21 protein-coding genes are annotated in these 22043 nt (G+C 66.8%); 11 read left to right on the forward strand and 10 right to left on the reverse strand.

All coding sequences use genetic code 11. The features are described from left to right. Position 1: 1 nt before the first annotated feature. Positions 2 to 751, forward strand: a complete 750-nt coding sequence (locus ACY466_RS20055) for an amino acid ABC transporter ATP-binding protein (RefSeq protein WP_463248476.1) — start codon at positions 2 to 4, stop codon at positions 749 to 751. A gap of 17 nt (positions 752 to 768) precedes the next feature. Here ACY466_RS20055 and ACY466_RS20060 read toward each other — a convergent pair whose 3' ends face one another. From ACY466_RS20060 to ACY466_RS20070, 3 genes are all read right to left on the reverse strand, one after another. Next, positions 769 to 2397, reverse strand: coding sequence for an AMP-binding protein (locus ACY466_RS20060; RefSeq protein WP_463248479.1), 1629 nt, complete (start codon positions 2395 to 2397; stop codon positions 769 to 771). A gap of 43 nt (positions 2398 to 2440) precedes the next feature. After that, positions 2441 to 3826, reverse strand: coding sequence for an MFS transporter (locus ACY466_RS20065; RefSeq protein ID WP_463248482.1), 1386 nt, complete (start codon positions 3824 to 3826; stop codon positions 2441 to 2443). A gap of 144 nt (positions 3827 to 3970) precedes the next feature. Then, positions 3971 to 4837, reverse strand: coding sequence for a helix-turn-helix transcriptional regulator (locus tag ACY466_RS20070; protein WP_463248486.1), 867 nt, complete (start codon positions 4835 to 4837; stop codon positions 3971 to 3973). Positions 4838 to 5077: 240 nt separating this feature from the next. Between ACY466_RS20070 and fdhA the strand changes: the two genes are divergently transcribed. Then, complete coding sequence (gene fdhA / locus ACY466_RS20075) at positions 5078 to 6298, forward strand: formaldehyde dehydrogenase, glutathione-independent (RefSeq protein WP_463248489.1); 1221 nt, start codon at positions 5078 to 5080, stop codon at positions 6296 to 6298. A 107-nt stretch (positions 6299 to 6405) separates the two neighbouring features. On the opposite strand, the gene ACY466_RS20080 is transcribed toward fdhA, so the two are convergent. Beyond that, positions 6406 to 7239: an alpha/beta fold hydrolase gene (locus tag ACY466_RS20080; RefSeq protein WP_463248492.1), complete on the reverse strand. Its 834-nt coding sequence runs from the start codon at positions 7237 to 7239 to the stop codon at positions 6406 to 6408. Positions 7240 to 7393: 154 nt separating this feature from the next. Between ACY466_RS20080 and ACY466_RS20085 the strand changes: the two genes are divergently transcribed. Then, complete coding sequence (locus ACY466_RS20085) at positions 7394 to 9448, forward strand: PhoX family protein (RefSeq protein WP_463252383.1); 2055 nt, start codon at positions 7394 to 7396, stop codon at positions 9446 to 9448. On the opposite strand, the gene ggh is transcribed toward ACY466_RS20085, so the two are convergent. Next, entirely contained in the window at positions 9449 to 10786 is a 1338-nt protein-coding gene (ggh, locus tag ACY466_RS20090; RefSeq protein ID WP_463248496.1) for a glucosylglycerate hydrolase, read from the reverse strand. Between the two features lie 84 nt (positions 10787 to 10870). Between ggh and ACY466_RS20095 the strand changes: the two genes are divergently transcribed. Then, positions 10871 to 12289 (forward strand): amino acid permease, encoded by a 1419-nt coding sequence (locus ACY466_RS20095; RefSeq protein WP_463248499.1) that lies wholly within the window; start codon positions 10871 to 10873, stop codon positions 12287 to 12289. A 33-nt stretch (positions 12290 to 12322) separates the two neighbouring features. On the opposite strand, the gene ACY466_RS20100 is transcribed toward ACY466_RS20095, so the two are convergent. From ACY466_RS20100 to ACY466_RS20110, 3 genes are read right to left on the reverse strand one after another with little or no spacing between them, the layout of a single operon-like run. Continuing rightward, on the reverse strand, positions 12323 to 13084 hold the full coding sequence (locus tag ACY466_RS20100; protein WP_463248502.1) for a pirin family protein: 762 nt from the start codon (positions 13082 to 13084) through the stop codon (positions 12323 to 12325). Positions 13085 to 13126: 42 nt separating this feature from the next. Next, on the reverse strand, positions 13127 to 13726 hold the full coding sequence (wrbA, locus tag ACY466_RS20105; RefSeq protein WP_463248504.1) for an NAD(P)H:quinone oxidoreductase: 600 nt from the start codon (positions 13724 to 13726) through the stop codon (positions 13127 to 13129). A gap of 39 nt (positions 13727 to 13765) precedes the next feature. Further along, on the reverse strand, positions 13766 to 14272 hold the full coding sequence (locus ACY466_RS20110; protein ID WP_463252384.1) for a VOC family protein: 507 nt from the start codon (positions 14270 to 14272) through the stop codon (positions 13766 to 13768). A 119-nt stretch (positions 14273 to 14391) separates the two neighbouring features. On the opposite strand from ACY466_RS20110, the gene ACY466_RS20115 reads away from it, so the two are divergent. Both ACY466_RS20115 and ACY466_RS20120 read left to right on the forward strand, forming a co-directional pair. Then, positions 14392 to 14850: a MarR family winged helix-turn-helix transcriptional regulator gene (locus ACY466_RS20115; protein ID WP_463248508.1), complete on the forward strand. Its 459-nt coding sequence runs from the start codon at positions 14392 to 14394 to the stop codon at positions 14848 to 14850. Positions 14851 to 14861: 11 nt separating this feature from the next. Beyond that, positions 14862 to 15536: an SDR family oxidoreductase gene (locus tag ACY466_RS20120; RefSeq protein ID WP_463248510.1), complete on the forward strand. Its 675-nt coding sequence runs from the start codon at positions 14862 to 14864 to the stop codon at positions 15534 to 15536. A gap of 2 nt (positions 15537 to 15538) precedes the next feature. Here ACY466_RS20120 and ACY466_RS20125 read toward each other — a convergent pair whose 3' ends face one another. Beyond that, positions 15539 to 15928: a universal stress protein gene (locus ACY466_RS20125; protein ID WP_463248513.1), complete on the reverse strand. Its 390-nt coding sequence runs from the start codon at positions 15926 to 15928 to the stop codon at positions 15539 to 15541. A 182-nt stretch (positions 15929 to 16110) separates the two neighbouring features. Here ACY466_RS20125 and ACY466_RS20130 point away from each other — a divergent pair, with 182 nt between their 5' ends. The 4 genes from ACY466_RS20130 (at position 16111) to ACY466_RS20145 (ending at position 20077) form a co-directional block, all read left to right on the forward strand. After that, positions 16111 to 17094 carry a Bug family tripartite tricarboxylate transporter substrate binding protein gene (locus ACY466_RS20130; RefSeq protein ID WP_463248515.1) on the forward strand — a complete coding sequence of 328 codons (984 nt, stop codon included), beginning with the start codon at positions 16111 to 16113 and terminating at the stop codon, positions 17092 to 17094. After that, positions 17091 to 17639, forward strand: a complete 549-nt coding sequence (locus ACY466_RS20135) for a tripartite tricarboxylate transporter TctB family protein (RefSeq protein ID WP_463248519.1) — start codon at positions 17091 to 17093, stop codon at positions 17637 to 17639. Before ACY466_RS20130 ends, ACY466_RS20135 begins: the two co-directional genes overlap by 4 nt. Then, positions 17639 to 19144 (forward strand): tripartite tricarboxylate transporter permease, encoded by a 1506-nt coding sequence (locus tag ACY466_RS20140; protein ID WP_463248521.1) that lies wholly within the window; start codon positions 17639 to 17641, stop codon positions 19142 to 19144. Before ACY466_RS20135 ends, ACY466_RS20140 begins: the two co-directional genes overlap by 1 nt. Positions 19145 to 19285: 141 nt before the next feature. Next, on the forward strand, positions 19286 to 20077 hold the full coding sequence (locus ACY466_RS20145; protein ID WP_463248523.1) for a DNA/RNA non-specific endonuclease: 792 nt from the start codon (positions 19286 to 19288) through the stop codon (positions 20075 to 20077). A 64-nt stretch (positions 20078 to 20141) separates the two neighbouring features. On the opposite strand, the gene ACY466_RS20150 is transcribed toward ACY466_RS20145, so the two are convergent. After that, the gene (locus ACY466_RS20150; protein ID WP_463248526.1) at positions 20142 to 21161 is read right to left on the reverse strand and encodes a Fic family protein; all 1020 of its coding nucleotides are present in this window, start codon (positions 21159 to 21161) and stop codon (positions 20142 to 20144) included. 131 nt (positions 21162 to 21292) lie between these two features. On the opposite strand from ACY466_RS20150, the gene ACY466_RS20155 reads away from it, so the two are divergent. After that, on the forward strand, positions 21293 to 22030 hold the full coding sequence (locus ACY466_RS20155) for a pirin family protein (RefSeq protein WP_463248530.1): 738 nt from the start codon (positions 21293 to 21295) through the stop codon (positions 22028 to 22030). Positions 22031 to 22043 lie beyond the last annotated feature (13 nt).

Raw genomic sequence — 22043 nt, forward strand, 5'->3', positions numbered from 1 at the left:
CATGAGTGCACCGGAGACCACCCTCCAGGGAGTATCGCTGGCCGGCAAGGACCTTCACCTGTCCTTCGGCGCCAACACGGTGCTGCGCGGGGTGAACATCGACGTCGCGGCAGGCACGACGACCACGGTGATCGGACCGTCGGGCTCGGGGAAGTCGACGCTGCTGCGCGTGCTGAACCGACTGCACGAGCCCGAGCAGGGCGACATCCTGCTCGACGGCCGGTCGGTCCTGAAGGACAACCCCGACGAGCTGCGTCAGCGCATCGGCATGGTGTTCCAGCAGTTCAATCTGTTCCCGCACCGCACGGTGCTCGACAACGTGGCGCTCGGGCCGTGGAAGCTCAAGGGCATGTCCAAGGACGCGGCGGCGGAGTTGGCTCTGGCGCAACTGGATTCGGTCGGATTGAAGGAGAAGGCTCAGTCCCGCCCCGGCAACCTCTCGGGCGGTCAGCAACAGCGAGTCGCCATCGCGCGCGCCCTCGCGATGGAGCCGCAGGTGATGTTCTTCGACGAGGCGACGTCCGCACTGGACCCCGAACTGGTGAAAGGCGTGCTCGCACTCATGGCGGACCTCGCGACCGGCGGCATGACCATGGTGGTGGTGACGCACGAGATGGGGTTCGCACGGTCGGTGTCGGACCGGGTGCTGTTCATGGATCACGGCAGCGTGGTCGAGACCGGTCCGCCCGCAGCGCTGTTCGACGATCCGGCGACCGATCGTCTGAAGCGGTTCCTGTCCGAGGTGCTCTGACCCGGACGGGTGCGGCTCTACCCGCGCACGTACTCCAGCGACGTCTCGCGCAGTTCCACCTTGCGGATCTTTCCCGTCACGGTCATGGGGAAGTCCGACATCACACGTACGTACTCGGGAATCTTGTAGTGCGCCAACTTGCCTCGGCAGAAGTCGCGTAGCTCGGCCGCGGTCAGATCGTCGACCCCGGGCCGCAGCCGCACGCAGGCGATCAACTGCTCGCCGTACTTGGCGTCCGGTACCCCGACCACCTGCGCGTCGACGATGTCGGGGTGCGAGTACAGGAACTCCTCGATCTCGCGCGGGTAGATGTTCTCCCCACCCCGGATCACCATGTCCTTGATCCGCCCGGTGATCGCCACGTACCCCTCGGCGTCCATGACCCCGAGATCACCGGTGTGCATCCAGCCGTCGTCGTCGATGGCGGCGGCCGTCATCTCGGGTGCCTTCCAGTACCCGATCATCACCGAGTAACCCCGCGTGCACAGCTCTCCGGGCTCGCCCCGCGCCACCGTGTTCCCGGTAGCGGGGTCGACGATCTTCACCTCGAGGTGCGGGCCCACCCGCCCGACGGTGGAGACCCGCTTGTCGATCGGGTCGTCCGGCCGAGTCTGCAACGAGACCGGCGAGGTCTCGGTCATGCCGTAACAGATGCCCACCTCGCTCATCCCCATCCGGTCGATGACCTGCTTCATGATCTCGATGGGGCAGGGCGAACCCGCCATGACGCCGGTGCGCAGACTGTTCAGCTCGACCGACGCGAAATCGGGGTGCTCGAGCTCGGCGATGAACATGGTCGGGACGCCGTACAACGATGTGCACCGCTCCTTCTCCACCGCGCGCAGACTGTCGCCGGCGTCGAACGACAACCCCGGAATCACCATGGCCGCACCGTGAGTGGTGCACGCGAGGTTGCCGATCACCATGCCGAAGCAGTGGTAGAAGGGCACCGGGATACAGACCCGGTCCTCGGGTGTGTAATCGAGCAGCTGACCGATGAAGTACCCGTTGTTCAGGATGTTGCGGTGACTGAGCGTCGCTCCCTTCGGCGCCCCCGTGGTGCCCGAGGTGTACTGGATGTTGATCGGATCGTCCGGCCGCGTGGTCGCCTGCACCCGGTGCACGTCGGCCACGTCGACGCGGTCGGCGCCCGCGACGAACTCGTCCCACCTCGGCGTTCCGATGAGAATCGAGTCCTCGAGAGCCGGGCATTCCCCGGCCACCTCCGCGATCATCGCGGCGTAGTCGGCGGACTTGAACGACGGCACCGACACCAGCAGTCGCGACTCCGACTGCTGCAGCAGGTACCGCAATTCGTGCGCCCGATACGCGGGATTGACGTTCACCAGAATGGCGCCGATCTTGGCGGTGGCGTACTGGGTCACCGTCCATTCCGCGCAGTTCGGTGCCCAGATCGCCACCCGGTCACCCACGACGATCCCGCGAGCGAGGAACGCCGCGGCCAACACCTCCACCTCCCGATGGAACTCGGTGTACGTCCAGCGGCGACCGGTGGCCACCTCCACCAGAGCGTCCCGTCCGCCGTGAGCCGCCACGGTCTGGTCCAGGTTCGCCCCGATGGTGGTGTCCAACATCGGGACGTCGGTCTCGCCTGCCGCGTAACTGAGGGTGCCGTCGGGTGTCATCTCGATCTTTCGGTCGGTCCGGATCTACTGGTGAGGGTAGGACTCACGTCATGTCGTTGTGGCGCGATTCGACCATCGCCTTCGTGCAGAACAGGCTGAGCACCGAGAGCAGTGCGAGCATGACGCCGACGGAGATGCTGCCGAACTGCGCGGTGAGCGGCGCGGCGAGCAACGGTGGAATCGCGCCGCCGAGAACGCCGGCGAGGTTGTAGCCCAGTCCGGCGCCGGTGTAGCGGAACCGCGTCTGGAACAGCTCGGGCAGCAGTGCTCCGGTGGGGCCGTAAGCGATACCGAAAATACCCAGCGTGACGCACATGGCGAAGACGAAGGCGGCGGGAGATCCGGTGTCGAGGATCGGGAACAGCACCAGGGTCCACGGCACGGCCAGTCCGCAGGAGAACATGATGACGCGTCGGCGACCCACCCGGTCGGAGTACGTCGCCGAGATCGCGATGGCGATACCGAAGATGACGGCGCCGATGATGCCGGTCCACAGCACGAACGGACGCTCGAAGCCGAGGCTCCTGGTGCCGTAGCTCGTGAGGTACGCGGTGCCCATGTAGAAGAGCGAGAACAGCGACGCGAGCGCGCCGGCCGCGAGAAGAACTTCGCGCTTCTGCACGTGCCAGGCCTCGAGAACCGGCAGACCCTTGGGCTTCTCGACGGCGGCCTGTGCGTGCGGGTTCGCCTTCGCCGATGCCTTCGCGGCCTCGTTCGCGGCCTGGTTCGCCCGGAAGATCGGGGTCTCCTCGATGGCCAGGCGCATGTACAGGCCGATCAGGACCAGCACCGCACTGAGCAGGAACGGGATGCGCCAGCCGTAGTTGAGGAAGTCCTCGTTGGTGTCGCCGAGGAGCCAACCGGTGAGCAGGAAGGTGCCGCTCGAGAGGATGAAGGCGGCGGACGGGCCGAGCTGCGGGAACATGCCGTAGAAGCCGCGCTTCTTCGGCGGTGCGTACTCCGCGGTCAGCAACGTCGCGCCGGCCCACTCACCGCCGACGGCGAATCCCTGCCCGAATCGCAAGAGCACCAGGATGATCGGCGCCGCGACGCCGATGGTGTCCGCACCGGGCAGAAGGCCGATGACGAACGTGCAGACGCCCATGAGGATGAGGGTGGAGATGAGGGTCTTCTTGCGGCCGATGCGGTCACCGAAGTGCCCGAACAGCACCGCACCGACGGGACGCGCGATGAACGCCACCGCGAAGGTCGCGAACGACGCGACGGTGCCGGCGACGTCACCCAGAGCGGGGAAGAAGACCGTCGGGAACACGAGCGCGGCCGCGGTTCCGTAGATGAAGAAGTCGTAGAACTCGATGGTGGTACCGATGCCGCTCGCGAACGCGACCTTGCGAACACTGGTGGTGGTCTTGATCTCCGGCGTCGGCGGCGGCTGCACCGGCGCGTCGTCGGGCGTGGTCGATGTCATGGCTCTCCAGGGCTGTCGGGTGCCGGTGGCGTGGTTGGTGATCGTGACCGTATGTGACGAGGGCCATACCGCAATACCCCCGGATGGGGGTAAGAGAAGAAGTTCGTGAATCTGTGAACCGTTGTCACACAAACACGTTGGAGATCAGGGAAGCAGACCGAGACGTCGGGCCTTCACCACGGCTTCGTGCCGCGAGTGCACGTCCAGTTTGCTCATCGCCGACCTCAGGTAGCTCTTCACCGTCTCCGGTTTGAGCGACAGTCGTTGCGCCACGGCCTGATTGCCACAGCCCAGGGCCACGTAGGTCAACACGTCGAGTTCGCGGGCCGACAGCAGCCCGCCTTCGGTCCGCCTCCCCGGTTGGGTCAGCTGCACCAGCTTCGCGGTCATGTCGAGCAGCGATTGCCGCAACGGACCGTCGGGCACGTTCTCCACCAAACTGCGCATCTCCCCGTGGATCTCGCGGATTCCCTCGGTGATCGCCGCGTCGGGTGGGGCTGCGGAGTTCGCGGCCTCGAGGAGCCGCAGGCGACGGTCGACCTCGTCGCGGAGGGCGATCTCCGCCCCGACCCTCGACCCGGCGCGCACGAGGAGGTCGCAGGTGCGCCCTCCGATCGGAGCGGACTCGCGGAGGCCCGCGTAGATGACCGCGCGCGACTCTCCGGCCACCACCACCGGCACCGCCACGATGGACCGAAGGCCCTCGCTGAGGACGGGCCGATCGTATTCGTGCGTGATGGTCGGTGCGTAGGCGTAGTCGTCGACCCACTGCGGAGTGAACTGGACCATCGCCGCCCCACCGAGCCCGGACCGGGGCGAGATGTGCAGACCCCGCAGCGCCCCCGTCCGCGTGCCGATGGTCTCGGAGATCTTCAGGGTCCCACCCGCCACCGATCCTCCGAACACGACGACAGGAGAGGCCCAGGCCCGAGCGATGGCACGCAGTTCGGCACGCAGCACGTCGTCGTCCCGCGGGCGCAGGAGGCGCAGGTCGTTCGTATCGACGGTCACGGTTCGGCACCTTCGGATCGGGAGGCGCGAATCCGTGCCAGAAATGCCCGGTTTCGCGCTGGTCCTACCCACACTATGACCTGCATCACCGTGTGACCACCCCCGAAAGGGGGTGGCGTCGATCCGCGTCGATCTGTGACCGCTCCCACATCGGGACACGTACTGTCGGTACGGATGCCGACATTCGCATCCGTGAATGTCGGCCGACCAGAATCACGATTCCCCGGAACGGAGCGTTTCATGTCCGACAACAGAGCCGTTGTGTACGCAGGTGCAGGCAAGGTCGAGGTCGTCGACATCGACTACCCCAGCTTCACCCTTCAGGACGGACCCGGAGTCAATCCCGCCAGCGTGGGACGCGAGTGCCCCCACGGCGTGATCCTGAAGGTGGTGTCCACCAACATCTGTGGCAGCGACCAGCACATGGTGCGTGGCCGAACCACCGCACCCGAGGGCCTGGTTCTCGGCCACGAGATCACCGGTGAGGTGGTCGAGGTCGGCCGCGACGTCGAGTTCATCAAGGCCGGCGACCTGTGTTCCGTCCCCTTCAACATCGCGTGCGGCCGATGCAAGAACTGCAAGGAGCGCAAGACCGGCATCTGCCTGAACGTGAACCCCGATCGCCCCGGCGCGGCCTACGGCTACGTCGACATGGGCGGCTGGGTCGGCGGACAGGCCGAGTACGTGATGGTGCCGTACGCCGACTGGAACCTGCTGAAGTTCCCCGACCGCGATCAGGCGATGGAGAAGATCCTCGACCTCACGATGCTCTCGGACATCTTCCCCACCGGTTTTCACGGCTGCGTCACCGCGGGCGTCGGCGTCGGGTCGACGGTCTACATCGCCGGTGCCGGACCTGTGGGGCTCGCCGCCGCCGCGAGTGCCCAGCTCCTCGGCGCGGCCGTGGTGATCGTCGGTGACCTCAACCAGGATCGGCTGGCGCAGGCGCGCAGCTTCGGATGCGAGACCGTCGACGTCAGCAAGGGCGATCCGCAGGACCAGATCGAGCAGCTGCTCGGCACCCCCGAGGTGGACTGCGGTGTCGACGCCGTCGGGTTCGAGGCCCGCGGGCACGGCGACGGCTCGTCGAGCGAAGCCCCGGCCACCGTGCTGAACTCGCTCATGGACGTCACCACGGCCGGCGGTGCGATCGGTATCCCCGGGCTCTACGTGACGGGCGATCCGGGTGCGAAGGACGAGGCGGCCAAGGTCGGCGCGCTCTCGTTGAGCCTCGGCACGGGGTGGGCGAAATCGCTGTCGTTCGCCACCGGTCAGTGCCCCACCATGCAGTACCACCGCGGGTTGATGATGGCCATCCTGCACGACCGCGTGCAGATCGCGAAGGCGGTCAACGCGAAGGCCATCGGTCTCGAGCAGGCACCGCAGGGGTACGCGGACTTCGACTCCGGTGAGGCCACGAAGTTCGTGCTCGATCCGCACGGGATGATCGGCGCGAAGTAGATCCGCACACCCTCCACAACGCGAACACCCCCTGCAGCGGACTGCAGGGGGTGTTCGCGTGACAGAAGCGGTGCGGATTCGAAAGCGGAGCGAATCAGGCAGCGGTGCTACTTCGCCAGGAACTCCAGCAACGCCGAGTTGAACTCCTCCACATGCGAGGCGTTGAAGCCGTGCGGCGCACCCTCGACCAGCACGAGCTCGCTGTTCGCGATCGCCTCGTGCGAGCGCTTGCCGCTGACCTCGAACGGCACGATGCCGTCGGCGTCGCCGTGGATGACGAGGGTCGGGACGTCGACCTTCGGGAGGTCGTCGCGGAAATCGGTGCGTCCGAAGGCGCCGATGCACGCGAACATCGCGGTCTGCGATGCCTCCGCCGCCATGTCGATCGCGTACTGGCGCGTCTCCTCGGAGACCGTCAGGGTGTCGTTCGCGGTGTAGAAGTTCGTCGCGAACCCGTCGAGGAAACCGTTCCGATCGTCCCTCACGCCGTTCTCGAACTCGGCGATGGTCGCGTCGTCCAGGCCGCCGTCGGGGTTGTCGTCGGACTTGTAGAGGTACGGGGGAACCGCTCCGGCCAGCACGGCCTTGGCGATCCGCGCCGAGCCGTATTTCGCGAGGTAGCGCACCACCTCACCGCCGCCCATCGAGAATCCGACGATGGTCGCGTCGTTCAGGTCCAGGGTCTCGAGCAGGATGGAGAGGTCCGAGGCCAACGTGTCGTAGTCGTAGCCCGCGTCCGGCTGCGACGAGCTTCCGAATCCACGACGGTCGTACGTGACGACGCGGTAGCCGGCGTCGAGCAGGGGCACGATCTGCGGTTCCCAGGAACGCTCGTTGAGGGGCCAGCCGTGGATCAACACGACGGGAGCGCCTTCTCCGCGGTCCTGGTAGTGCAGGTCGATGGGGGTGTCGTTCTCGACTCCTACTGACAACGTCGGCACGATGTTCTCCTTCACGATCGGGTCGCGCAGTGCTTGCGCAGTCAACGAATACCCAGAACGACGCGTTTCTACCCCCACGTCAGTGTTGGCCCGCCGTTCACCCGGGAGATTCTTCACCTTTGCTCGGCACTTCTACCGTCGCCGGGTGACCACGATTCCGCTTCCCCTGTCCGTTGTCCACCAGCACGACGGGCGCTCCGCGCGCTCCAATCTCACGTGCAAGTACAAGTGTGGGGATGCGTGCTTCCACGCCGTACCCAACACGTCCAAGGGCGAATACTTCGGTGACATCGTCAAGACGGCGATGTCGCGTCGAGGCATCCTCAAGGGCAGCGCGATGGCCGTGGTCGCCGTCGGAGCCACCAGTGCGCTCGCCGCCTGCGGCGCAGGCGATTCCGGCACCCCCGCAGCCGCGTCGAGCACGCCGGCGGCCCTTCCGCCGGAGCCCCGCGGACTCGACTTCACCGCGGTCGCGCCCAACACCGAGGACGCCGTCGTGATCCCCGACGGCCACGACCAGGCCGTCGTGATCCGGTGGGGCGACCCGGTTCTGCCGGGCGCACCGGAGTTCGACTTCGACAATCAGACCGCCGCCGCGCAGGAGCAGCAGTTCGGATTCAACAACGACTTCGCGGGACTGCTCCCCATCGAGGGCTCGAACAACGAGTACCTGCTGGTGACGAACCACGAGTACACCACCGAGCCGGCGCTCTTCAAGGGATACGACGAGGACAACCCCACCGCCGAGCAGTTCGCCATCGCGCTCGCCGCGCACGGGCTCTCGGTGGTTCAGGTCAACGGCGAGAGCGGATCCGGCCGCCTGACCCCAGCCATGGGTCGATACAACCGGCGGATCACCGGGACCACGGAGTTCGTGCTCACCGGCCCCGCGGCCGGAAGCGACCTGCTGAAGACCTCGGCCGACCCCACCGGCACCCGGCCACTCGGCACGTTCAACAACTGCGCCGGCGGCGTGACCCCCTGGGGCACCGTGCTCTCCGGTGAGGAGAACTTCAACCAGTACTTCGCCAACGCCGCCTCGGTGACGGACCCCGTCGCCCGCGAGCGCCTCGATCGCTACGGCGTCGAGGAAGAGGCCACCGATCGCAAGTGGGAGCGCTTCGACAAGCGGTTCGACGTTGCACAGGAGCCCAACGAGATCAACCGATTCGGCTGGATCGTCGAGGTCGATCCGTGGGATCCCACCTCCACCCCGATCAAGCACACCGCGCTCGGCCGCTTCAAGCACGAGGCCGCCACCATCCACGTCACCGACGACGGGACGGTCGTCGCCTACAGCGGCGACGACGAGCGCTTCGACTACATGTACAAGTTCGTCTCCTCACGCAAGATGATGCCGGGCAGCGGCCAGGCCGCGATGCGCAGCAACCTCACCATCCTCGACGCCGGCACCCTGTACGTCGCGAAGCTCAGCGGCGACGCTCCCGATCAGGTCGACGGCTCGGGCGAGCTCCCGGAGTCCGGCCAGTTCACGGGTACCGGCGAGTGGATTCCGTTGCTGCGCACCGGAGAGGACGGTCGCGGCGAGTCGCTCGTCGAGGGAATGTCGGCCGAGGAGGTCGCCGTGTTCACCCGGCAGGCGGGCGACGAGGTCGGCGCCACCAAGATGGATCGCCCCGAGGACTTCGAGCCCAACCCGGTCACCGGCAAGGTCTACGTCGCCCTGACCAACAACACCAACCGCGGCGTCGACGACAACCCCGGCGTCGACGCGGCCAACCCGCGCGTGCAGAACAAGAACGGTCAGGTCCTCGAGCTCGACGACGACCACGCCGGCACCTCGTTCACCTGGAACCTCCTGCTGGTCTGCGGCGATCCCGCGGCGGCCGACACCTACTTCGGTGGGTTCGACAAGGACCAGGTCAGCCCCATCTCGTGCCCCGACAACCTGGCGTTCGACGTGGACGGCAACCTGTGGGTCTCCACAGACGGCAACGCCCTCGAGTCCAACGACGGCCTGTTCTCGGTGGTGCTCGACGGTGACCGCCGCGGCCAGACCAAGCAGTTCCTCACCGTCCCCAAGGGCGCGGAGACCTGCGGACCGATCATCCAGGAGAACCGCGTCGTGGTCTGCGTGCAGCACCCCGGCGAGGTGGACGACTCGAGCGCCGACGCTCCGGCCTCGAACTGGCCCGACGGCGGCGACTCGCAGCCGCGTCCGTCCGTCGTGGCGGTCTGGAAGGTCTGATCACCCCAGCCAGTCGAGAACCGCTGCGGCAGTCCAGGATTGCTGCATGCTGCCCAGCGGTTCTCCGGTGAAGGGTTCGTAGTACTCGGCGAAGCTGCCGTCGCCCGCCTGACGGAGCCCTTCCTCGCGCAGCATCGACGATCGCTCCGACCACCCGCGTCGAGCGAACGCCCACGAGAACAGCCACGTGATCACCGGCCACACCGGACCACGCCAGTACTCGCGAGCGCGGAAGTCGCGGGAGATGGGTGACGTCGACGGCGGAACGGCGTACGCGAAATCGGGGTGGCCGCAGAAGCGCGGGCCCTCGAACAGCCGGAGCAGTGCCCGCTCGGTGTCCCGCGGAAGCCCGCCGCACAGCAACGGTGCGAACATCGCCATGGTGTCGGTCTTGATCCACTCGCCCGTCCGAACGTCGCGATCGCGAGCAGTGCCCGTCCGCGAATCCGTCGTGGCGACGACGCCCTGCCGGAAGTGGTCGGCCCACGAGTGCAGGTCACGAATGTCGGCCAGCGGCTTGCCGTGGTCCTCACCGATCGTCGCGAGCACCTCGCACGCCACCGAGAACACCGCGCTGACGAACACGTCCTCCACGGCGAAGCTCATCGACGACGCCATGGTCACGTCGTCGTACCTCGCCTCCTTCATCTCCTCGAGCAGCCACAGGTACCGGTCGTACTCGACGTCGCTCGGGCGCTGGGAGGAATCGGTGACGACGGTGGTGTCCTCGCGTACGTAGGGCGGGACGACTCCCGGCTTCACGTTGCGGTACACCGCGTCCCATCGTGGCGAGTTGTCCATCCCGGACTCCCACCCGTGATGCAGCGTGATCCGGCCCGTGCCGCTCTGATCCCGCGAGTGGGCCAACCACCGATGCCAGCGCACCAGGTCCGGCCAACGCCGATCCAGGAACTCACCGGCCATCTGTCGCGTGGTCCGGCCCCGGCGTCGGGCGTGGTCGAGGATGCGCTGCACGGCGATCGCGTGCACCGGCGGCTGCGTGATCCCCGAGGTGTGCACGCCGGTCGGGGCGAACTCGGCGAGATCCCGCACGGCCCAGCGCGCGGGACCGGGAAAATACCCGTCGACACCGCCCGCGAACACGATGTGCGGGATCATCCCGTTGCCCCACTGCGCCGAGAGCAGCGTATCCAGTTCCACCACGGCGCGCTCGACGCTGAGCGGCGCCAGGCCCACCGCCACGAAGGCCGCGTCCCAGCTCCACATGTGCGGGTACAGCTTGGGGGCCGCACTGGTCATGGTCCCTAGATCGTTGCCGCGCAGCAGGTAGGCAGCCCGAGCGGCGAGCTGGGTCGAGGTGAACACGGGGGCGGCCATGGCCCCATCTTCCGTCGGGCGGACCGATCGTGCACGGCGGACGGCCCGCTGTGCGCGGCCGCGAACCCGGTTGCATACTTACTCGTGCGATCCACCGGCCTCTCCCGACGCAAGCCCATCGGCGACATCACCGCGCTCGAGTCCGCGTCCGGCGGCACCGAACTGACGCGGTCGATCACGACGTTCCAACTCACCTGCCTCGGCATCGGTTCCACCGTGGGTACCGGCATCTTCTTCATCTTCTCCGCGGCCGTACCGGTGGCGGGCCCGGCGGTGATCTTCTCGTTCGTCATCGCCGCGGTCACCGCGGGCCTCACGGCGCTGTGTTACGCCGAATTGGCCTCGTCCATACCGGCTTCGGGCTCCACGTACACCTACACGTACGCCACGATCGGCGAGTTCGTCGCCCTTCTCGTCGGCGCCTGCCTCATCCTCGAGTACGGCGTCTCGACGGCGGCCGTCTCGGTGCTGTGGAGCCAGTATCTGAACGATCTCACCGATCGGCTCTTCGGACTGCAGATCCCCGACGTGCTGTCCCACGCCCCGGGCGGCGGGCTCGGCTTCGGTGTGAACCTCCCGGCCGTCGTCCTCGTGTTCCTGTGCGCCGTCCTGCTGGTCCGCGGTACCCGAGAGTCCGCCCGGGCAAACGCGATCATGGTGATCGTCAAGGTCGGCATCCTGGCGATGTTCGCGATCGTCGGCTTCACCGGGTTCAGCCTGGACAACCTCGCGCCCTTCGCCCCGTTCGGCGTCGCGGGCATCGGGGCCGCGTCGGGTCTGATCTTCTTCACGTTCATCGGTCTCGACGCGGTCTCCACCGCGGGTGAGGAGGTGAAGGACCCCAGGCGCACCCTCCCGATCGCCCTGATCGCGGCGCTGGTGGTGGTCACGATCATCTACCTGCTGGTGACCCTGTCCGCCGTGGGAGCGCAGCGATACACGGAGTTCGAGGGGCAGGAGGCCGGACTGGCGGCGATCCTGGAGGCGGTCACGGGATCGAGTTGGCCGTCGATCGTGCTGTCGGCGGGCGCGGTGGTGTCCATCTTCTCGGTGACGCTGGTGACCCTGTACGGCCAGACGCGCATTCTGTTCGCGATGAGCCGCGACGGATTGATTCCGAAGGTCTTCTCCGCGGTCGATTCGCGTCGCAACGCCCCGGTCAAGAACACCGCGATCACGGCGTTCTGCGTGTCGCTGATGGCCGGCTTCCTCCCCCTGGACTTTCTCGCCGACCTGGTGTCGATGGGGACTCTCGTCGCGTTCATCGTGGTGTCGGCCGGGGTGATCATCCTCCGGCGGCGCGAACCCGATCTCGAGCGGGGATTCCGGGTTCCGCTCTACCCGGCTCTGCCCGTCGCGTCGATTCTCGCGTGCGTGTATCTGATCAGCACCCTGCAACGCCAGACCTGGATCCTGTTCGCGATCTGGTTGTCCGCCACGGCAATTCTGTACTTCACGTACTCACGGCACCGCTCCCGGCTGAGGCCGGACGCGATGCCGTGAGAGGTGTGACCGTCGAGGAATCCGCCCGTGGGGTCAGCCGCCGATCGTCGCGTGCATCTCCCACACGATGACCTCGGCCGCCGACGCCGTGGTCAGGGTCTGACCGCCGCCGCCCCGGACGCGGACCGCGTCACCTTCGGCGAGTAGTCCCACGCCTTCCAACGATGCTTCGCCGCGGGCGACGAAGACGTGCAGGAAGGGTGCGTCGGGCAGTGTCGTCGGAACGTGCTCGGCGCGGAGCCGCGCGACGTGCATGGCCGCGTACTTGTTGCGAATCCGGATGGCCGAATGATCCTTGTACGCATCCATTCCCGACGCCACCGGCACCAGGCCGCCGGACAACAGTTCGTCCTCGATCTCGAGCTGCTCGTATCCGGGCGTGACCCCGGCCTCGTCGGGCACCACCCACATCTGCACGAAGTGAACCTTCTCCTCGTGCACCGATCGCTTCAGCCGCCACGCGTCGTTCTTCTCCGAGTGCAGGATTCCGGTCCCCGCGCTCATCCGTTGGGCCAGACCGGGATAGATGATGCCGTTGTTCCCGATCGAGTCCTGGTGCACCAGTGATCCCTGCAGCACCCAGGTGACGATCTCCATGTCACGGTGTGGGTGCGTGTCGAAACCCGTTCCGGCGTCGACGATGTCGTCGTTGTTCACCATGAGGACCCCGTGGTGGGTGTTCGCGGGATCGTAGTGGTGGCCGAACGAGAAGGAGTGGTGCGAATCGAGCCACCCGATGTTCGTCGCCGAGCGATCGGCGGAGCGACGAACGTCGAGCGTGGGGGAGGCGGTCATGGGTGATCCGATCCTTCTCGGGTGGTACCGGAGCCGAACGAGCTACTGGGCGAGCTTGCCCGCGATGGTGACGACGCGGTTGGCGAGGTGCTCGAGTGCGTCGCGGGTGGGGCCGTCGAGCTCGTTCTGGTTCTCCGGTCCGGTGACGTGACCGACGCCGTACGGGTTGCCGTCGGCGAACTTGACGCCGTCGGTGTAGCCCGGGGGAACCAGGACGCCGCCGAAGTGCATGATCGAGGTGTACAGGTTGACGATGGTCGTCTCCTGGCCACCGTGCGCGGTCTGGCTCGAGGTGAACGCTGCGTAGGCCTTGTTCGCCAGCGCGCCCTGCGCCCAGAGGCCGCCGAGGGTGTCCATGAACGCCTGGAACGGTCCGGCCACGCTGCCGAAACGCGTCGGGGATCCGAAGATGACGCCGTCGGCCCACACGATGTCGTCGCCGGTGGCGGTCGGCTCGTCCTTCGTCGCCTCGTAGTTGGCGGTCGCGGCCGGGTTCTCGGCGAAGGTGGACGGATCGCGGGTCTCGGCGATGTGGCGGACGCGGACCTCGGCGCCGGCGGCTTCGGCGGCCTTGGCGAGTTCCTTCGCCATGGTGGTGCCGTGGCCGGTCGAGGAGTAGTACAGGATCGCGAGCTTGGTCATGGTGTGGCTCCTTGGTGCGTCGGGGATCGGGGTGGTCCGTCAGAGAACGTGCTGGCCGTACATCTCACCGAGTGGATCGGCGATGAGTTCGAGTCGTGCGCCGTCGGGATCACGGAAGTAGAGGGACACCTCGCTGTGCTCGACGAGTTCGACCTCGGCGTCGATCAGTTTGTTGCGCAGGTGCTCCCAGCGCTCGGGTTCGACACTGATCGCCACGTGGTGCAGGCCGCCGAGAACCTCGCGGTAGGGGCCGACGTCGAGGCCGGGGAAGTCGAAGAACGCGAGGAGGTTGCCGTTGCCGATGTCGAAGAAGAAGTGAGTCGAGCCGGGGTAGTCCCGGTTCTCGATCAGCTCGGTGAGCGGAAACTCGAGGACGCCCTGGTAGAACAGAATGGACTGCTCGACGTCGCTGCTGATCAGAGCGGTGTGGTGCAGACCGCGGGCCGACGAGGTCGGCCGCACGTCGGCGGGTTGGAGGTGCAGCCCGCGCAGACGTTCGCGCTGCTGCTCCGACTCGTCGGATCGTTGCTGCTCCGCTGCCGTCATCGTCATCGTGGCCGCCTCGTGGTCGTCGCGTGATGGTGTCGAGCTCGTTGCGTTGTCAACTACCCCACAGCGTAGTCGAAATAATTGCATCGTCAACTACTGGCGCTAGGATGCAGGACATGACCCGCTGGCTGACCGACGACGAGCAAACCGCGTGGCGCGCGTATCTCGACGCGACCAGGTTGCTGATGCAGACCCTGGACCGGCAACTCACTCGGGACTCCGGTATCTCGTTCACCGACTTCGAACTGCTGGTCGTGTTGTCCGAGGCGCCCGACCGTCGCATGCGCATGCGCGACCTCGCCGACGCGGTGACCACCACCCGCAGCGGTGTGACCCGAGCGATCAGTCGTCTCGTCGACGCCGGGTGGGTCGTCCGCACTGAATGCGAGGACGATCGTCGCGGCATGCTCGCCGAGCTCACCGAGGCGGGGTCCGACAAACTCGCGGAGTCCAGTCCGGGGCACGTGGAGGCCGTGCGTCGGACGATGTTCGACGTTCTCAGTGACGACGACGTGGCGACCTTCGGGTCGGCGTACTCCGCGATGCGGACTCACCTCCAGAAGAACGGCACCTAGAGTCGGACGGTATGAGTACACGTACCGCACTGGTCACCGGCGCGAGCCGCGGTCTCGGCGCCGCGATCGCGCGCACCCTCACCCCGGACCACCACGTCCTGCTCGGGGGATCGAAGGCCGAGTCGCTCACCGCCATCTCCGAGGAACTGCCCACCGCGACGCCCTGGCCGGTCGATCTCACCGACCACGATGCGGTCGCCGAGGCGGTCGCCGGCATCGAGCGGCTCGACGTCCTCGTGCACAACGCGGGGATCGCGCGGCTCGGCACCGTCGCCGACACCCCGCTGTCCGACTGGCGAGAAAGCCTGGAAGCCAACCTCTTCGCGGTCGTCGAGTTGACCCGCCTCCTGCTCCCCGCGTTACGGGCTGCGGGCGGCCACGTGGTGCTGATCAACTCCGGCGCCGGGCTCGACGCCAAGCCGGGGTGGGGTCCCTACGCCGCGAGCAAGTTCGCCCTCAAGGCCTTCGGGGATTCGCTCCGACACGAGGAGACGTCGATCCGCGTCACCTCGATCCACCCCGGCCGGATCGACACCGACATGCAGCGCGACATCGTCGCCGGCGAGGGCGGCGAATACGACGGTTCGAAGTTCCTCCGGGTCGACTCCGTCGCGGGCGCCGTGCGGGCAGCCGTCGACACCCCGGTCGACGCGCATCCGACCGAGGTGGTCCTCCGACCGAACTGAGGTCAGCTGCCCTCGGGAGCCTTGACCACGAGCACCGGCACCGGGCTGTCGAGAAGCACTCGCTGCACGGTGCTGCCCATCAGGAACTTGCCCACCGAACTCCGACGTCGCGAACCGATGACCACCAGGGACGCACCGACGTCGACGACGAGGTCGACGAGTGCACCCGCGGCGTCGCCGCCGTCGGGTTCGACGCGCACCGAGAACTCGACGTCGTTCAAGGTCTGAGCTGCTTCGGATTCCGCGGTGGAGCGGACGGCCTCGTCCACCGACTCCCGGTCGACGACGGACAGGACGAGGAGCGGCTGTCCGCGCAGAGCCGACTCTTCGGCGCCGCGCCGCAACGCTTCTCGGCCTTCCGGTGTGCTGCTCATGACGACGGCTACGGTCACGGTTCCTCCAGGTGTTTCGGTGGGCTGGTGTGGTCAGTTCAACACGAACCGGGGGGTCGCGAGGCGAAGTCGCAGCGCACGTTCGTGGACACTATGGACACAAGTCGCATTCTCTGGACTATGCCGACAGCCGCTCTCTAACCTCACGGTGTGACTCAGACCACGAGAAGACGAGACCTGTGATGCCCGCCCTCTGGAAACGCGCCGTGGGGGTGGTGGCGGTTCTCGCCGCCGTCACGGCCGCCGGCATCGACGCCAGTAACAGCACCAGCGGATCCGACGCGCGCTCCAAGCTCACCCTCATCGCCCCGGCCGCCGCCGGAGGCGGTTGGGATCTCGTGGCCCGCGAAGCCCAGCAAGCTCTCCGATCCGACGCGATCGTGAACAACGCCCAGGTGGTGAACGTTCCCGGCGCCGGCGGCACGATCGGCCTCAGCCAGCTCGAGAACCTCACCGGCCAGTCGACCACCATGATGGTCACCGGCACCGTGATGCTCGGCGGAATCGCGATCAACGACTCGGACATCACGCTGCAGGACACCGTGCCCATCGCCAAGGTGGCCGAGGACTTCGAGGTGTTCGTCGTCCCGCGGGACTCCCCGTACCAGAACCTCGAGGACATGATCGCGGCCTGGCAGGCCAACCCCGGTGGCCTGCCGATCGGCGGCGGTTCGCTGGGAGGCATCGACCACATCGTCTCCGGCCAGCTCGCGCAGCAGGTGGACATCGACCCGGCCGCCATCAACTACATCGCCTATTCCGGCGGCGGCGAGGTGCTCACCGCACTGCTGTCGAACACCGTCGGCGTCGCGGTCAGCGGCTACAACGACTTCCGCGATCAGATCGAGGCCGGCAACGTCCGCGCCCTGGGCGTCGCAGCGGAAGAGTCCGTCCCCGGTATCGACACCCCCACCTTCATCGAACAGGGCTACGACGTCGACCTGGTGAACTGGCGAGGCTTCGTCGCGCCGCCCGGACTCTCCGACGCCGACCGCGAGACCCTCATCGACATCGTCACCGAGATGCACGACACGGACCAGTGGGCCACCGCCATCGAGCGCAACCGGTGGCGCGAATCGTTCCTCACCGGAGACGAATTCGGTGAGTTCCTCGAAGTCGAACAAACCCGCATCACCGACATCCTCCGAGAATTGAGACTGGTATGAGCAACAGCGTGTCGAATGTCGAGGCGGGCCCCGTGCCCGATGCTCGCCGATCCTTCGGTGACGGTCGGAGCGGACTGGTGGTCGCCGCACTGCTCGTCGTACTGGGGCTGTTCCTGGTCTACGGCACGGTGACCATGGAGGTGCCCGACACCGCGACCGCACCCGGGCCGCAGGTGTTCCCGGCCATCGTCGCCGGCCTGTGCTTCGTCATCGCGATTCTCGTGGCAGCGCAGTTGGTTCGCACACCGGAGACCGTCGATCTCGGCGTCGACGAGCAGGGCCGGCCCAACACCGGCACCCTGTCGAACTGGAAGTCCGTCGGCATCACCGTCGGATCGGTGGCGCTGTTCATCGCACTGCTGAACCCGCTCGGATGGGTCCTCGCGGGCGCGCTGCTGTTCTGGGGGGTGTCCGTCGGTCTCGGCGGCACGCGCTACGTCTTCGACGCGGCCGTTGCCCTCCTCGTGTCCTCGGTCATCCAGCTCGCCTTCTCCGGCGGCTTGGGCCTCACGCTCCCCGGCGGCGTTCTGGCGCAGGTGTTCTGATGGATTCCCTGAGCAACCTCATGGAGGGCTTCGGCACCGCCCTCACCCCGATGAACCTGGTCTGGGTTTTCGTCGGAGCGCTCCTCGGCACCGCGGTCGGCGTTCTACCCGGCCTCGGTTCGGCCATGGCCGTCGCCCTGCTGCTGCCGGTGACGTTCACCCTCGAGCCCACCTCCGCGCTCATCATGTTCGCCGGTGTCTACTTCGGTGGTCTGTTCGGTGACTCCATCTCCGGCATTCTGATGAACACCCCCGGCAACAGCACCGCGATCGCCGGGACGTTCGAGGGCCACCGCATGGCGAAGAACGGACGTGCGCCGCAAGCCCTGGCCACCTCCGCCATCGGCGCGTTCATCGGTGGCATCATCGCCACGACCCTCGTGGTGTTCTTCGCCCCGACGTTGGCCGATCTGGCCACCAACTTCGGTCCCGCCGAGTACTTCGCTCTCGCCGTGTTCGCGTTCATCGCGACCTCCGCGGTGGTGTCCGACTCGGTCCTGAAGGGATTGAGCGCCCTCCTGATCGGTCTCACACTGGCCGTGATCGGTATCGACGGACCCTCGGGCGCATCACGATTCACGTTCGAGGTCCCAGCGCTGTTCGACGGCATCTCGGTCGTCGTCATCACCGTCGCCATGTTGGCACTCGGCGAGGTCATCCACGTCGCGTCGAAGATCGGCAAGCCCGACGACACCACACTGATCCCGTCGAAGGGGCGTCCGTTCCTCAGCAAGGCCGAGTTCCGCGAGGCCGCGCCGGCGTGGCTGCGCGGCACCGCGTTCGGTGTTCCGTTCGGTGTCATTCCCGCCGGCGGCGCCGAGGTCCCGAGCTTCCTGGCCTACGGCACCGAACGTCGACTGGACCGTCGCCGCAAGAATCCGATGTTCGGCAAGGGCGCCATCCGTGGTGTCGCCGGACCGGAGGCCGCGGGCAACTCGACCGCCGGTACCGCCATGGGTGCGCTTCTCGCCCTGGGTCTTCCGACGTCGGCCACCGCCGCGATCCTGTTGGCGGCGTTCCAGCAGTACGGCATCCAGCCCGGACCGCTGCTCTTCGAACGCAACGGTGACGTGGTCTGGGCCCTGCTCGCCAGCCTCTTCGTCGGCATGGTGGTCCTGCTGATCCTGAACCTGCCGTTCGCTCCCCTGTGGGCGCAGCTGCTCAGAATCCCCAAGAACTACCTGTACGCCGGCATCACCGTGTTCGCCGCACTCGGCGTGTACGCCGTCAGCGCCTCGATCGTCGATCTGGTGGCCATGCTGGGCCTCGGCATCATCGGGTTCATGTTGCGCCGCTACGGAATCCCGCTGGCTCCGGTGCTCATCGCCGTCATCCTCGGCCCGCTCGCCGAAGATTCGCTGCGACGTGCGCTGGCCGTCAGCGAGGGCGATCTCGGCATCCTCGTCGGCAGTGGCATCACGGTGGTCCTGTACCTCCTGATGACCATCGCGGTCCTGTTCTCGATCGTCACCAAGGTGCGGTCGCGGAGCAAGGCGGACTTCTGATCCGGTAGCCCTCTCCCACAACGGCCACGGTGCTTCGCGCACCGTGGCCGTTGTCGTGTGTGTGGGCGGTGTCGTGTGCGGGCGGTGTCGTGCAGGCGGGTCGTTCATCCCGATGTCACCCCCCTCTGGCTCAATGAGGCCATGAGCTACGACGCGAACTTCCTCGGCCCGGTCGTCGACCTCCCGTCTCACCCCGAGTCGACGGTGCTGGAGTACACGCACTTCTCGGTGTCGATGGACACCGACCGCCGTCTCGCCGCCGTCACGGCCGTGAACATCGACGGCGGACGCCTCGTCGACGTCCCCCGCGGCGACGACTGGCGCCTGGACGATCGGCTCTCGGAGCTCGACCAGGCCGGACCCGAGCTGTACTCGAACAACGACCTCGATCGCGGGCACCTCGTGCGGCGCCGCGATCCGGTGTGGGGTCCGGCCGAGGTGGCGCGACAGGCGAACTCGGACACGTTCCACTACACCGTGTGCGCTCCCCAGACCGCGACCCTGAATCAGTCCAAGACACTCTGGCTGGGACTCGAGGACTATGTGCTGGAACACGCGCGGCAGTACGGCGAGTTGCTCTCGGTGTTCACGGGCTGCATGTTTGCGGCCGACGATCCGGTCTACCGGGGGATCGCGATTCCCCGGCGGTTCTTCAAGATCGCCGCGTGGAGCCAGGACGGTGTGCTCGCCACAACGGGGTACGTGCTGGATCAATCGGAATCGCTGACCCCGATCCTCGAGCAGGGCGTGCTCGCCCGGGACATCCCGCCGCTGGGTGCGTATCGGACGTACCAGGTACCCGTCGACGACATCGCCGAGGCCACCGGGCTCGACATGCCCGAGCTGGTGGCGGCAGACCGCCTCGCTCTCGTCCCGGGGGTCCGGCCGATCGAGTGGATCGAGGTCACCGGACCGGACGATCTCCGCTTCTGATTCACTGTCGCAGCGGCCATCTAACAGGGCCGCCGTATCGGACATGCGGGCGCCAACTCACCAACTACTCACGCGAATACCTTTGTTGCAGATATTCGTTCACGAAGTTCCTACTCGACCGCCACACCCCGTCCGATCCTCGATGTCCTTCCAGCCGTCCACGCCGAGCAGCCTGCCGTAGGGCGTTGTAACCGATCTCCGGCGTTACAAGCGACTGAAGTGGAACGAGTCGAGCAGGGCCCGCAATCGACGGCACAACGAACTTGTGCAGGTTGTCTATGACCGACCGGGCGATCAGTTCTGCCAGAGGGCCGTACTCTCCTCCGTCGGCGCGGTCGAGCGCAGTCAGATATTTCCTGCGGTCCCTCTTGAACACGATGGCGGGGGGAAACCCGAGACGTACGAGGATGAGATTCAGTAGCAGGCGCCCGGTGCGGCCGTTACCGTCGAGAAACGGGTGAATCCGTTCGAAATCGCAATGAATCCTTGCCAGTCGAACGGGGATGTCCCGTGGATCGAGTGCTTCCGGACCGAACGACGACAGTTGGGCTGCAAAGACGTCGATCTCGTCTACCCATGTGGACAAGCGTTCGGGAACCTCCACCCAGGGTGGTGGACGCATACCGCCGTCGAATGCCCGAATATCGTGTGTACGGAACCCGCCGGGTCCTTCTTCGCGAGTCGCTTCCGGGTGTGGAGCGACGTCCCACGCTCGTTGCATGACTTGCTGGTGCACGGATCGTACCTCGGTGATCGTGATCAGCCCGTCGCCGCTGTAACCGTCCAAAGCAGTGGCTTGGGCGTACACCCATTGGGCAGCCTCCCCATAACCGAGAACTTCCATGTAGTCCTTGAGATCCTTCGCCCCCACCGCCTTGCGGCGATCGAGAAGTGCTTCGACTTCGCGCAGTACGAGGGTATTTCCTTCGATCGCCGTCGAGTTGTGTGCTTCGAGGTGCCAGATGTCGTCCCAGATCGCCGTCGCTTCGGCCGGCAAGGGCATTCCACCGAACCGCTCCAGTTCGCTCAGTGCTTCCGCGAACTGGTTGTAGATCGTGTTTCGACTGGGCCTGCCACGTGGCACAACGGACCTCCCTGGAATTTGTCGCACCGAAACTGCGGCTAAATGTACAGAACAAATTTGCGGCGCCAGCCTCCTGATGCACGCCCGGCGCCTCCCGGGAATGCACCACGGCGGCGCAGAGTTGACCGATCATGACCGCGCTGCTCGTACCCAGCAACGATCGGAAGCACTGGTGGGACGCTTCGCTGGACTCGTGGCAATCGTTCCCCGCAACCGGCAACTTCGATCTCGCCGCCAATGCCCACGGCGTGCTGATGGTGAACAACGAGGACACCGTTCAGCCGGGTGAGGGGTTCGATCGGCACCATCACCGAAACATGGAGATCGTCACCTGGGTGCTCGACGGTGCTCTGGAGCATCGGGATTCGGTCGGAAACACCGGCATCATCCGGCCGGGGGTCGTGCAGCGGATGAGCGCGGGCACCGGCGTTCTCCATTCCGAGCGCAACGAGAGCGGGTACACCTCCGGGCGCACCCTCCGGGTCGTCCAGATGTGGGTGCCGCCGAGTGTCGACGACACCGAACCGTCGTACGAGGAACGTGATGTCTCCGACGCGCTGGCCGGCGGCGAGCTCGTCGTCGTCACGTCCGGACTGGGGCGCGACGTGAACTCCACGGCCGTCTCCCTCGGCAACCGCGACGCCGCGCTACATGTCGCGAGACTTGCCCCGGGACAGTCGATCACCGCACCGGTATCCCCGTACGGTCACGTCTTCGTCGCCGACGGTGAGGCCCACGTCGACGGCATCGGCGCCGTGGCGCGCGGTGATGCCGTCCGGCTCACGGACAGTGGCGGACAGACCATCCGCGCGACGTCGGCGTGCGAGATACTCGTCTGGGAGATGTGCGCGTCCGCCGCCACGTCGTGAGCGTCGCGGAGAG

Source organism: Rhodococcus sp. K11/5, from assembly GCF_055193735.1.

Coding starts and splice junctions, on each gene's coding strand:
- ACY466_RS20065 (WP_463248482.1), bottom strand. CDS start 3,826: ATGACATCGACCACGCCCGACGACGCGCCGGTGCAGCCGCCGCCGACG.
- ACY466_RS20055 (WP_463248476.1), top strand. CDS start 2: ATGAGTGCACCGGAGACCACCCTCCAGGGAGTATCGCTGGCCGGCAAG.
- ggh (WP_463248496.1), bottom strand. CDS start 10,786: ATGGCCGCCCCCGTGTTCACCTCGACCCAGCTCGCCGCTCGGGCTGCC.
- ACY466_RS20155 (WP_463248530.1), top strand. CDS start 21,293: ATGACCGCGCTGCTCGTACCCAGCAACGATCGGAAGCACTGGTGGGAC.
- ACY466_RS20135 (WP_463248519.1), top strand. CDS start 17,091: ATGAGCAACAGCGTGTCGAATGTCGAGGCGGGCCCCGTGCCCGATGCT.
- ACY466_RS20110 (WP_463252384.1), bottom strand. CDS start 14,272: ATGACGGCAGCGGAGCAGCAACGATCCGACGAGTCGGAGCAGCAGCGC.
- ACY466_RS20120 (WP_463248510.1), top strand. CDS start 14,862: ATGAGTACACGTACCGCACTGGTCACCGGCGCGAGCCGCGGTCTCGGC.
- ACY466_RS20100 (WP_463248502.1), bottom strand. CDS start 13,084: ATGACCGCCTCCCCCACGCTCGACGTTCGTCGCTCCGCCGATCGCTCG.
- ACY466_RS20115 (WP_463248508.1), top strand. CDS start 14,392: ATGACCCGCTGGCTGACCGACGACGAGCAAACCGCGTGGCGCGCGTAT.
- fdhA (WP_463248489.1), top strand. CDS start 5,078: ATGTCCGACAACAGAGCCGTTGTGTACGCAGGTGCAGGCAAGGTCGAG.
- ACY466_RS20130 (WP_463248515.1), top strand. CDS start 16,111: ATGCCCGCCCTCTGGAAACGCGCCGTGGGGGTGGTGGCGGTTCTCGCC.
- ACY466_RS20060 (WP_463248479.1), bottom strand. CDS start 2,397: ATGACACCCGACGGCACCCTCAGTTACGCGGCAGGCGAGACCGACGTC.
- ACY466_RS20145 (WP_463248523.1), top strand. CDS start 19,286: ATGAGCTACGACGCGAACTTCCTCGGCCCGGTCGTCGACCTCCCGTCT.
- ACY466_RS20140 (WP_463248521.1), top strand. CDS start 17,639: ATGGATTCCCTGAGCAACCTCATGGAGGGCTTCGGCACCGCCCTCACC.
- wrbA (WP_463248504.1), bottom strand. CDS start 13,726: ATGACCAAGCTCGCGATCCTGTACTACTCCTCGACCGGCCACGGCACC.